The organism is Scandinavium sp., assembly GCF_051650185.1.
Classification (GTDB): domain Bacteria; phylum Pseudomonadota; class Gammaproteobacteria; order Enterobacterales; family Enterobacteriaceae; genus Scandinavium.
The window spans coordinates 1-11,848 of record NZ_JBOFIN010000063.1 but is presented as its reverse complement, the minus strand read 5'-3'; the positions used below and the strand labels follow the sequence as shown (position 1 = coordinate 11,848).

The 11,848-nt window shown below is 56.5% G+C and carries 10 protein-coding genes; 5 read left to right on the top strand and 5 right to left on the bottom strand.

Going from position 1 to position 11,848, the window contains the following annotated elements:
- Window positions 1-219: 219 nt before the first annotated feature.
- The 4 genes from ACRCWW_RS07775 to ACRCWW_RS07760 form a co-directional block, all read right to left on the bottom strand.
- Window positions 220-1,362, bottom strand: a complete 1,143-nt coding sequence (locus ACRCWW_RS07775; protein WP_438681897.1) for a glycerate kinase — start codon at window positions 1,360-1,362, stop codon at window positions 220-222.
- A gap of 5 nt (window positions 1,363-1,367) precedes the next feature.
- Window positions 1,368-2,636, bottom strand: coding sequence for a GntP family permease (locus tag ACRCWW_RS07770; RefSeq protein ID WP_438681896.1), 1,269 nt, complete (start codon window positions 2,634-2,636; stop codon window positions 1,368-1,370).
- 69 nt (window positions 2,637-2,705) lie between these two features.
- The gene (locus ACRCWW_RS07765; protein WP_438681895.1) at window positions 2,706-3,884 is read right to left on the bottom strand and encodes a sugar diacid recognition domain-containing protein; all 1,179 of its coding nucleotides are present in this window, start codon (window positions 3,882-3,884) and stop codon (window positions 2,706-2,708) included.
- Window positions 3,881-4,945: an AI-2E family transporter gene (locus ACRCWW_RS07760; RefSeq protein WP_438681894.1), complete on the bottom strand. Its 1,065-nt coding sequence runs from the start codon at window positions 4,943-4,945 to the stop codon at window positions 3,881-3,883. The genes ACRCWW_RS07765 and ACRCWW_RS07760 overlap by 4 nt, the downstream gene beginning before the upstream one ends.
- 221 nt (window positions 4,946-5,166) lie before the next feature.
- Between ACRCWW_RS07760 and bepA the strand changes: the two genes are divergently transcribed.
- Together bepA and arsC are read left to right on the top strand one after the other, a co-directional pair.
- Entirely contained in the window at window positions 5,167-6,630 is a 1,464-nt protein-coding gene (bepA, locus tag ACRCWW_RS07755; protein ID WP_438681893.1) for a beta-barrel assembly-enhancing protease, read from the top strand.
- A gap of 9 nt (window positions 6,631-6,639) precedes the next feature.
- Window positions 6,640-6,996 carry an arsenate reductase (glutaredoxin) gene (gene arsC, locus ACRCWW_RS07750; protein WP_438681892.1) on the top strand — a complete coding sequence of 119 codons (357 nt, stop codon included), beginning with the start codon at window positions 6,640-6,642 and terminating at the stop codon, window positions 6,994-6,996.
- Here the strand turns inward: arsC and ACRCWW_RS07745 are convergent.
- Entirely contained in the window at window positions 6,993-7,814 is an 822-nt protein-coding gene (locus ACRCWW_RS07745; protein WP_438681891.1) for a helix-turn-helix domain-containing protein, read from the bottom strand. The two genes, arsC and ACRCWW_RS07745, sit on opposite strands and share 4 nt — an antisense overlap.
- A gap of 156 nt (window positions 7,815-7,970) precedes the next feature.
- On the opposite strand from ACRCWW_RS07745, the gene celB reads away from it, so the two are divergent.
- The 3 genes from celB to ACRCWW_RS07730 are packed head-to-tail and all read left to right on the top strand — an operon-like array spanning window position 7,971 to window position 11,686.
- Window positions 7,971-9,287: a PTS cellobiose transporter subunit IIC gene (gene celB / locus ACRCWW_RS07740; protein ID WP_438681890.1), complete on the top strand. Its 1,317-nt coding sequence runs from the start codon at window positions 7,971-7,973 to the stop codon at window positions 9,285-9,287.
- A 5-nt stretch (window positions 9,288-9,292) separates the two neighbouring features.
- Window positions 9,293-10,246: a N(4)-(beta-N-acetylglucosaminyl)-L-asparaginase gene (locus ACRCWW_RS07735; RefSeq protein WP_438681889.1), complete on the top strand. Its 954-nt coding sequence runs from the start codon at window positions 9,293-9,295 to the stop codon at window positions 10,244-10,246.
- A 3-nt stretch (window positions 10,247-10,249) separates the two neighbouring features.
- Entirely contained in the window at window positions 10,250-11,686 is a 1,437-nt protein-coding gene (locus tag ACRCWW_RS07730) for a leucyl aminopeptidase family protein (RefSeq protein ID WP_438681888.1), read from the top strand.
- Window positions 11,687-11,848: the final 162 nt, after the last annotated feature.

Below are 11,848 nucleotides of genomic sequence, written 5' to 3'. Positions count from 1 at the left end.
TTACGCAGAGAATCGTAACGGGATACCAAATCAAGTGCCTGTCCAATGAGCATAAAAAAATCCGGAAACGAGTGAGCGTTTCCGGATTCTTACACAGCCACTGGATCGGTCAACTGATCCTTAACTGATCGGCATTACCCCAAGGGGCGGTTTTTTGTTGGGCTGGATGTTGCCGGGTGGCGGCTTCGCTGATACAAGGCCTTTTGTCGGCAATAAACCCTACTTCACCAATTGCGCCATCTTCCATACCGCAGCAACATTGCGGGCGGTGAGCTTCAGGTTTTCATGTGCGCCTTCCAGCGCCTGCGGCAATGTCACAATCCCCGGAAGGATCGCGAACGCGGCATCAAGCCCATGTTCGTACACCACCTGATGATCGTCTTTTAACCCACCCGCTAACGCAATAACCGGCTTGTTATAACGCTTTGCTACGGTTGCTACACCAATCGGCGTTTTGCCGCAGATACTTTGGCTGTCGAGCCGCCCTTCACCGGTGATCACCAGAGTGGCATCTTTGACGTGCTCATCCAGCTTCAGCGCTTCCACCACAATCTCAACGCCGGGTTTGAGCTGCGCATTGAGCAGCCCAACCAGCGCGGCGCCCATTCCTCCCGCCGCGCCTGCGCCCGCCACTTCGCGCACATCGCGCCCGGTGGTTTTCGCCATCATCTGGCCCCAATTATTGAGGATAGCGTCCAGTTGCCCGACCATCTCTGGCGTCGCCCCTTTCTGCGGGCCGAATACGGCTGACGCCCCGTTAGGGCCACACAGCGGATTGTTCACATCACAAGCGACCGTGAGCGAAACCTCCGCCAGCCGTGGATGCAGCCCGCTTAAATCAATATGAGCGAGCTTTTCCAGTGCGCCACCGCTGTGAGCCAGCGCGTTGCCTTCAGCGCCTGAAAGCGTCGCACCCAGCGCCTGCATCATGCCTGCGCCCCCGTCGTTCGTCGCACTGCCTCCGATGCCGAGGATGATGCGCTCGACGCCCGATTCCAGCGCCGCGACAATCACTTCCCCGGTGCCGAAACTCGTTGTCTTCAGCGGGTTACGCAGTTCAGGGGCGACATAATGCAACCCGGACGCAGCAGCCATTTCAATGATGGCCGTTTGCCCGTCCCCCATCAGGCCCCAGCGAGCACTCACTCTCTCGCCCAGCGGCCCTGTCACCTCAGTAAACTGATAACGACCGTCAGTTGCTTCGACCATCGACTCCACGGTCCCTTCCCCGCCATCGGCCATCGGCACGGTGACATACTCCGCATCCGGATATATCTGGCGAAACCCGGCTTCAATGGCGCGTGCAACATTCAGGGCCGAGAGGCTTTCTTTAAAAGAATCAGGTGCAATTACAATTTTCATCATCGTTATCCTGCGAATCCGAACACGCCAAACATCAGTGTAGACATAACCGCAATGGTCAAACCGACCAGCGTCTCATAAGGCATCAGCTTCAGACGCTCACGGATCTGCATGTTGACGCTGCCGCCTGTGGCGTGGAAGAAGCTGCCGTGTGGCAGGTGATCAAGCACGGTTGCGCCCGCGTGAATCATCGCCGCGCCCGCTAACGCTGACACGCCGAGTTCAACCAGGGTTGGCGCAAAGACGCTGGACGCCACTGCGGTGCCTGCGGTCGTCGAGGCTGTCGCCATCGACATGATAGCCCCCGAAACCGGGGCCAGCACCCAGGCAGGCAATCCGGAAGCCGTCAGGCCGTGGATCAGCACATCTTTCAGTTCAGAGTTGGCAATAATGCCTGCCAGCGTTCCTGTCCCCAAAAGCATGATCGCGACAGGAGCCATGCGACTCAGGCCAGCCACCATGTACTGATTAGCGTGACGTGCGCGTCCCATTAACATCAGGCCAATCAGGCCACCGACAGGCAGAGCAATCAGGGGGTCAATGTTGATACCCGCAATTGGACGCAGCGAAAGCAGCACAATGGCCACCAGCGGGGCGCTGACCGACACCAGAAAACCCGGTTGATCGGCATGAGTGCCCTGAACCACGACTTCTTCCTGCGTCACCATCGTGCCTTTGCGACTCAGTTTTTTCGCGAGGAAATAAGCCATCACCAGGCCAAACAGCCCCGGGATCACGCCCGCCATCATGATTGAAGTCAGCGGCACGTGGAAAGCATCAGCCGCCGCAATCGCATTCGGGTTTGGCGACATCACGTTGCCGGCCTTACCGCCACCAATCATTGCCAGCAAAATTGCCGTTTTCGACAACCCGGCACGGTGAGCAATCGAGAGGGCAATCGGTGCCACAGTGATCACCGCCACATCGACAAAAACCCCCACTGCCGTCAGGCAAAGTGTGGCAATCGCCAGCGCCAACAGAGCGCGAGTTTCACCGACTTTCTTAACCACCGTTCCGGCGATGGTGTTCGCGGCCCCGGACTCAATCAGGACACCTGCCAGCACACCTGCGGCCAGAATACGCAGCACGGCATTGGTGATCCCTTGTGCGCCCGTCACCATCAGCTTCACGGTTTCAACCAGATCCGCTCCGCCAACCAGCCCACCAATTAATGCCCCTGCCATCATGCCGTAGGCAGGAGAAACTTTTCTTAAAATCAGTAAGATGGCTACCACCAACGCGGCGATAGCTCCCAGAGTAGAGATGGACGTCATTTTTAAGCGCCTCCTTTGTAAGGTACCGGCGCAGTATGAGGAAAGGCGTGACGAATGGAGTTAGTGCTTTTAACGAAGTTTTGCTAACTGAGCGGGGGTTAAATTGTGGGAACCTACAATTTCAGTTTGCAGCTGCATCCCAATGAACAACCAGAGAATACTCTTTAAGTCATTGATTTTAATTTGCAGGATCTCTTCGCAGCGCTGAAGACGATAGCGAAGGGTATTGACGTGGATATGAAGGTGCTTCGCGGTTTGAGTAAGCTCACAGTTCTGTTCAAACCATGCGCGCAAGGTGGTTTGCAATACGCCTTTGCTGTCATTTTCCAGCAACTTCGCCCACAAACGTGACAACTCCTGCGCCTGCCAGCTTTCGGAAATTTCCCCCAGCAGCGCGGGTAAAGCGTAGTCATGGTAGAAGACATACTGGTTTTTGAACTTCTGCCTTTTCACCATCGCCTGCGTCGCCTTCGCAGTCTGCCAGGAGCGGTGCCAGCCTCTCGCGCCGGGGAAATGGCCACCGACCACGATGCGACTGAATCCTGAAGAACTGGCCCAGGATTTAAACGTCTGCAGCTCCCGCATCTCCTGCTGCAAATCCCAGTTCTCCCCTTTCAGGGCAATCGGTTTGATGATGATAAGCTCGTTGAAGTCGGTGAAGGTCACCAGATGGTCGCGCGCGCTGTTTTCAAAATAATCCAGCAGGTTGCGCAGCGCTTCGCGGTCGGGCTGGCGCAGCTCGATGATCGCTACCACGCGCGGTAATTCAGGGTCGACGCCCAGATAGGAAACCATGTCGTGCAGCGCATCTGCGGGCGGCTCCCGCATAATGAGCTGATTAATGAGATCTTCCCGGTAGCGTTTATCCCACTGCTTTTGCTCAATCAGCGCCATGTGCTCGATGACCAGCTCAGAGGCCATTTTTACCAGCTCGGCATAAGCCCGAACTTCTTCCGGCTCGCCGGTAATGCCCAGCACGCCAAGGAGTTGCCCGTGAAAGGAGATGGGCAGGTTGATGCCCGGTTTTACGCCCTTCAGCCGGTTTGCCGTAGCGGTATCAATCTCGACGACACGGTTGTCTTTCAGCGCCAGAATCGCCCCTTCATGGCGCTGCTGCAGACGAGAAGGTTCACCAGAGGCGATGATAATCCCCTCTTCGTTCATCACGTTGACCGACCAGGGGATGATTTTCATCGCCCGCTGGACAATCTGCCGCGCGGTGGCTTCCTTCAGGTACTGCTTTTTCACGCTTCCTCTACAGCCGGGCTGTCCGGCCAGGCGTGAACCACTGCCTTAATGAGCGTTGCCAGCGGGATGGCAAAGAACACGCCCCAGAATCCCCACAGGCCGCCGAAGATAACCACCGACAGGATAATCACCAGCGGATGCAGGTTCACCGCTTCCGAGAACAGCACTGGCACCAGCAGGTTGCCATCCAGCCCCTGAATAATCAGGTACACGGCGAACAGGCTCCAGAACTCAGTGCCGAGGCCGAACTGGAACAACGCCACAAACACCACCGGGATGGTCACCACAAAGGCGCCGATATAAGGGATCAGCACCGACAGCCCGACCAGCACGGCGAGCAGCAGCGAATAGTTCAGGCCGAACAGCAGGAAGCCAATCCAGGTGGCGACCCCAACCACGATCATCTCCAGCACTTTGCCGCGGATGTAGTTGGTGATTTGCTGATTCATCTCTTTCCAGACCTGGCCTGCAAGCCCCCGGTTACGCGGCAGCACGCGGCGCACGGCGTTCAGCATCTGCTCTTTGTCTTTCACCAGGAAGAACACCATCAGCGGGACTAAGACCAGATAGACCGCCAGGGTCAGCAGCCCGACCAGCGAGGCGAGAGAATATTTCACCACTGAATCGCCCATGGTCAGCATTCGGCTGCGCATGTTTTCAGCCATCGCATCAATAATGCCCGCATCCATTAAAGCGGGATAACGACGCGGCAAGGTGGCGGCAAAATCAGAGAGTTTATTGAGCATGCCCGGCATGTCGCGAATCAGATTGATCCCCTGCTGCCACGCCACCGGCATCACCACAAACGCCATCAGCAGCAAAATGCCAACGAAAACGACAAGCACAATTGAGGTGGCCCAGCTTCGGGAGCAGCCAATGCGCTCGAGGCGAACCGTCGGCCACTCAAGGAGATAAGCGAGCACAATCGCCACCAGCAACGGGGCAAGCAGGCCGCTAAAGAAGAAGAGAATGCCGAACCCGGCAAGCAGAATGACCAGCAGCGCAATCGCCTCCGGGTCGCTGAAGCGACGACGATACCACTGCATTAACATTTCGAGCATATAAAACGTATCCCTGAATGGTGGGCAAAAGGCCCTCGGGAAGTGTATCGAAATGTCACAAAAAAGACTCCGTTTTTTGTCCCCCAGCGCACCAGACAGCAAAAGTCGCGCAAGGGTGTTTCCAGGCGAACCACTGGACGCTACACTGCGTGAGCCGCCGACATGGAACGTTACGCCTCGTTGTCGGTCAAACTCGCAAACCCTACAGACAGGACCGAGCTATGTTCAGGCAGTTAAAGAAAACGCTGGTTGCAACACTTATCGCGTCATTGACGCTAAGCCAGGCCTTGCCTGCTTTTGCGGATACCGCAGACTCGCTGCCGGATATGGGCACCACGGCCGGAAGCACGCTCTCTATCGGGCAGGAAATGCAGATGGGCGATTTCTATGTTCGCCAGCTGCGCGGCAGCGCGCCACTGGTCAACGACCCGCTGCTGGTTCAGTACATTAACGGCCTCGGGATGCGCCTTGTTTCGCATGCCAACTCCGTGCGCACCCCTTTTCACTTCTTTTTAATCAACAACGATGAGCTCAACGCCTTTGCCTTCTTCGGCGGCAACGTGGTGCTGCACTCAGCGCTGTTCCGTTATGCCGACACCGAAAGCCAGCTCGCTTCGGTGATGGCGCACGAAATCTCCCACGTGACTCAACGCCACCTGGCGCGTGCGATGGAAGATCAGAAGCGCAATGCGCCACTGACCTGGGTTGGAGCACTCGGTTCGATTCTGCTGGCGATGGCGAGTCCGCAAGCCGGGATGGCAGCGCTCACCGGTACGCTGGCAGGCACGCAGCAAGGGCTTATCAGCTTTACGCGTCAGAACGAAGAAGAAGCTGACCGCATCGGGATTCAGGTTTTGCAGCGTTCCGGTTTTGATCCGCAGGGCATGCCGCAGTTTATGGATAAGCTGATGGATCAGTCGCGCTACTCTTCGCGCCCGCCAGAAATGCTGCTGACGCACCCCCTACCGGAAAGCCGTCTGGCCGATGCGCGTAACCGTGCAAACCAGATGCGTCCGGTGGTCGTGCAATCCTCTGAAGATTTTTACATGGCCAAAGCGCGAATTCTGGGCATGTACAACAACGGGCAGAATCAGCTGGGTAGCGACCTGCTGGACAGCTGGTCGAAAGGCAATATCCGTGAGCAGCACGCCGCACAATATGGCCGCGCCCTGCTGGCGATGCAGAAAGATAACTTTGCCGAAGCCAGTAAACAGCTTCAGCCACTGCTCACCGCCAATCCGCAAAACGCCTGGTACCTCGATCTGGCAACAGACATTTCGCTGGGGCAGAAAAAGAACGATGAAGCCGTTAACCGTCTGAAAGGTGCCGCGGAGCTGCGAACCAACCCGGTGTTGCAGCTTAACCTTGCTAACGCCCTGCTTGAGTCAGGTAAACCCGCGGAAGCCGCAACGCTGCTGAACCGCTATACCTTTACCTATAAAGATGACACTAACGGTTGGGATCTGCTGGCCCAGGCCGAGGGGCAACTGGGCAACCGCGATCAGGAATTGGCCGCCCGTGCTGAGAATATGGCGCTGGTTGGCCGGCTCGATCAGGCCATTTCTTTGCTCAGTAGCGCCAGCTCACAGGTGAAACTGGGCAGCTTGCAACAGGCCCGCTATGACGCGCGTATCGACCAGTTCCGCCAGTTGCAGGAAACCTTTAAACCGTATAACAAGATGTAAGGATACCCGATGAGTGATGCCATCACGATTTATCACAACCCACGCTGTTCCAAGAGCCGCGAAACGCTGGCGCTGCTAAAAGAGAAAGGCATCGAGCCAGAAGTCGTGCTCTATCTGGACACCCCGCCGGATGCAGCAACCGTGAAAAATCTGCTGAAAATGCTCGGCATGAAAAGCGCTCGCGAGCTGATGCGCCAGAAAGAAGAGTTGTATAAAGAGCTGGATCTGGCCGACAGCGCCCTGAGCGAAGCCGATTTGATCAAAGCGATGATCGCCAATCCTAAGCTGATTGAACGCCCCATCGTCATTAAAAACGGCCAGGCGCGTATTGGTCGTCCACCAGAATCCGTGCTGGATATCCTTTAATCCTGATGCCGCAGCGCTTCCAGAAAAGCCTGCGGCGTTAACTCCCCAAGTTTCTTTTGTGCCTTTCCCGTATTCCACAATTCACACAAACGCTGAACCAACGCATCCGGTTCGCTTGCCGCCGGAATCAAGGTATTCAAAGATTCGCTGAATGCAATGGTGGATAACTCGCCAGAAGGAAGGTCACGCCGAACCCGCCCCTCAAGCTCAACCTGAAGCCACTTTACCTTTTCAGTCTCAATACATTGAATATCAGCCGGACAGTGTTCCAGAACTTCACTCAGCCAGTTTTGCATCAACGCCAGAGAGATCCCCGAACAAACCCGAGCCTGGCACCAGCCGCTTACCGGCTCACGCGCCCAAAGCAAATGGTGATCGCCGCCATCATCCATCGTCATCGACAGCAGTCGATAATGCACGGTTAAGGTCGTCGGCTGCACACCCGCCTTCAGGGCTTTCTTACCCTGCGCTGCCGCCTTCTGCCGCTGATGCGCCGGAGCCAAATAGCGATTCAGCGTGGCGCGAGAGACCGGGATCCCCAGCCCCTCATTCACCAGGATCAGCAGTTCATCAAGCGGCGCATTCAGGGTGTCACGCAGGGCGTTGATCAGCACCACCTGTTCAGATCTCATCGCTTTGTGTACCACCCGAGGCGTGGTGTGCCGATCTTCAATCTGCTGCCGGTTGCGCCAGCGCCGCACAGTGGTGACGGAAATGCCCAACTCTTTCGCCAGTTCCCGGTCGCTTTTATCGGACTGTTGCAGGTAACGACGCACTCGTGGAGTTGTCGTCGCGTTAGCGTGCAGCTTAATTTCCATCGCCTGCTCCCAGAATATAACCAGAACCAATCATATGAGACTTACAGTAATCACGCACTGGCAATGTGACCGGATTCACCTTTCAGCCCTGCGCTTTCACTGATAATCCGCAGTCATAACACACAACCGTCCAGCCAGTCTCGTGCGGAGCTCACAATGAACAATGTTCTGGGATTTTTAGAAGCAAAACTGATGCCTCTGGCCGCCAAAGCGGCCCAGCAGCGCCATCTGGGCGCCATTCGCGGTGCCTATGTCTCTTTTATGCCGTTTATTATTGTCGGTTCGATCCTGCTGGTGATTTCGTCGTTCCCGAATCAGGGCTACCAGCAGTTCATGTCTCACACCTTTGGTGACAGCTGGAGCAGCATCGTCGAGATCCCGTTCAATGCGGTGTTCTCAACCATGTCGCTGTTCGTCAGCTTCCTCGTGGCCTATCGCCTCGCGGAACACTACAAAGAAGACCGCATCTCCTGCGGCATTCTGGCGCTGGTGAGCTTCCTGATCCTGACCCCGTTTATCAAAGTGGCGGAAAACGGCGGGATCACCGTGATGCCGGTCGAGTGGATTGGCAGTAAAGGCCTGTTCGTGGCGATGATTGGCTCCCTGCTGTGGACTGAGCTGTTCTGCTGGCTGAAGCGCAAAAAGCTGGTCATCAAAATGCCCGACGGCGTGCCGCCTGCGGTGCAGGAGTCGTTTGCTGCACTGATCCCGGCGCTGGTGGTGATGATTCTGGTGCTGGTTATCCGCATCGGTTTTGAAAATACCCATTACAACACCATTCACCAGTTCATTTATGAAGTGGTCGCCACACCGGTGCGTCACTACGGCACCTCCTATTTCGGTGCGCTGATGACAGTGTTCAGCATCACCATTCTGTGGTCTGTCGGCATTAACTCCGGCTCGATGATCAACGGCATCATTCGCCCGCTGTGGATGGAAAACCAGACCGACAACATCGCCGCCATTCAGGCGGGCGTAACACCGCCACACATCATCACCGAACAGTTCTTCGATATGATCTGGATGGGCGGCGCGGGCGCAACGCTGTCGCTTGTTATCGCCATGCTGATTTTCGCTCGCAGTAAAAACATGCGTGAAGTGGCGCGGCTTGGCGCCGGTGCCTCCATCTTCAATATCAACGAACCGGTTCTGTTTGGCCTGCCGGTCATCATGAACCCGATAATGCTTATCCCTTTCAATCTCGTGCCGCTGGTGCTGGTCACGGTGCAGTATGTGGCGATGAAAATTGGCGCGGTCGCGGTCACCACCGGGGTGTTTATTCCCTGGACACTGCCGCCAGTTCTGAGCGGGTTTATCGTCACCGGACATCTGTCCGGCAGCCTGATGCAAATCATCAACCTGCTGATTGGCGCGATGCTGTACCTGCCGTTTATGCGCATTGTCGATAAGCAGTACCGTGCCGCAGAAGTCGTTACCGAAAGTGAAATCAGCCAGTTAGCAAAACAGGAGTGAGTGAAATGTGGGGAATAATTGCAACCTGGCGTATGGCGCTGGAAGGCGTTACTGAATCCGCGTCTGCGCTTGCCGCAGGGAATGCTGCCTCGGTCGCCGTGGTCGATGCCGTTGCTGCCGTAGAAGATTTTCCGTATTACAAATCCGTCGGGTTTGGCGGTTTGCCTACCGAAAACGGAGAGGTTGAGCTGGATGCGGCGTTTATGGACGGCGACACGCTGGCATTTGGCGCGGTAGGCAACCTTATCGATATCGCCAACCCGGTGCGTGTGGCGCACGCGCTCAGCCGTCAGCGCTACAACTCTCTACTGGTCGGCCAGGGCGCGCGCGAATGGGCGCTGGAGCAAGGTTTCAGCCATAAAGAGATGCTCACCGAACGCGCGATGCAGCACTATCGCAAACGCTGCCGGGAAACGCTCGACAAAGGGCTCAGCCCGTATGACGGCCACGACACCGTCGGCATTATCGGCCTGGATAAACAAGGCTCGATGAGCGTTGCAACCTCCACCAGCGGCCTGTTTATGAAGAAACGTGGGCGCATCGGCGATTCACCGATCATGGGTTCCGGCTTTTACTGCGACAGCGAAACCGGGGCCGCCACTGCAACAGGCGTGGGTGAAGACCTGATGAAAGGCTGCACCAGCTACGAAATAGTCCGCCGCATGGCGGGCGGCATGACGCCACAGCAAGCGGCAGATTCCGTGGTCTTCGAACTGGAAGATAAGCTGATGTCACGCTTTGGCCGTGCGGGCGATTTGTCGGTGGTTTGCATGAATCGCCACGGTGAATTTGGTGCCTCAACCAACATCAAAACCTTCTCCTTTGTGGTCGCCACGGCAAAACAGCCATTGACCGTCTTTCGTGCTGAACGCCACAAAGAAAAAACCCACTATCAGCCGGTGGACGATGAATGGATGCAGGCTTATGCCGAGCGCATTCGCGCCCCGATTGAGGAGTAACCCATGGAATATCGTTTAATCACGCGCCCTGCCGAGGTCCTACCCGGCGCTCATTTGATCAGCCATGCAGGCAGCCCGCTGTGGGCGGCGTTTGATATCCCGGCGCTGGCAGACATGATCGCCCATGCAAACGCAGGCCACGTTGCCGATAGCCGTTTTGCCTGTGCGCCCTTTGCCAGAATCACACTGATTCCGGGCTCGGCATGGCAGGATGCGCTAACGGACAGCTTGCTGACGCATCTGCGCCCGCTGTTTAAATCGCCTGCCAGTGAAGAAGTGGTGCTCGATTGCACTTCGTTGACGGAAAACCGGGTACGTGATTCTGCCCTGCGCTGGTTCTTTAACCTCGATCATAGCCTCGACGATCTTGGGCTGCGTAAGCGCGATGAACAGCAGCTGCGGGTCAAAACGCTCTGCGGATTCAGTCTGCCAGAGCAGCAATCAGCCTTGAGCGAGGCATTTCGTCAGCAGCATGCCGTCGCGAAGGGAATGCTTGCGGCACGCCGTCTGGCGGACATTCCCTCAGAAACCTGCACGCCACAGTTTGTGACAGAGGAAGCACAGCGTCTTTGTGCTCAGTATCCAGCGCTGAAATGCGAAGTGCTTGATGAAAAGGCCATTGTCGAACAAGGGCTTGGGTTACTGCACGCCGTCGGCAAAGGCGCGTCACGCCCTCCTCGCCTGCTCGCCATTCACTACAATGGCGCGGAAACCGGCCCTGTTCGCAGCTACGTTGGCAAAGGCATTACGTTTGACACCGGCGGCCTGTGGCTGAAAGAAGGCGCTGGCATGTACACCATGAAATACGACATGTGCGGCGCGGCGAATGTGTTGGGGTTGATGCTGAGCATTGCAGAGCTGAAACTGCCCGTTCGCGTCATGGGCGTACTGGCGCTGGCAGAAAATGCTATCGGCCCGGACGCGATGCAGCCCGGCAGCGTGGCCCGCGCCTGTAATGGCCTGACGGTGGAAATCAATAACACTGATGCAGAAGGCCGTCTGGTGCTGGCGGATGCCATCGCCTGGGCCAGCCAGCGTCATCCGCAAACGCAGTACATTATCGACATGGCAACGCTCACAGGTGCTGTCGTCAAAGCGTTGGGCTATGAGCTGAGTGGCCTGATGACACAGGATGAACCACTGCGCAGTGCGTTAACTCAGGCAGGAGACAAGAGCGGAGATGAAGTGTGGTCGCTGCCGCTGGATAAACGCCTGAAAAAACAGACCGAAAGCGCAATTGCTGACCTGTGCAACACCCCCACCAATAACGCCGCGATCAGTGCTTCCGCCGCCTGGCTGTTGCACCACTTCTGCCCGTCAGACATTCCGTGGGCGCATCTGGATATCAGCGGCACAGCGCTGTGGCGTGAAGGTGGCAGGAGTGTGGCTTCGGGGAGGCCGATTCCGCTGCTGATGCAGCATTTGTTGGATGATCTTTGACCCTCACCCCAGCCCTCTCCCTATGTACGGTCCGGGGACATCATGAACACTTGTTCGGGGACATGGTAGACACTTACAACTAAGGCATAAGAACCCGTTTATGGAGTCGCTTATGCCCTGGGATGCGAGAGATACCATGTCATTACGTACCGAGTTTGTTCT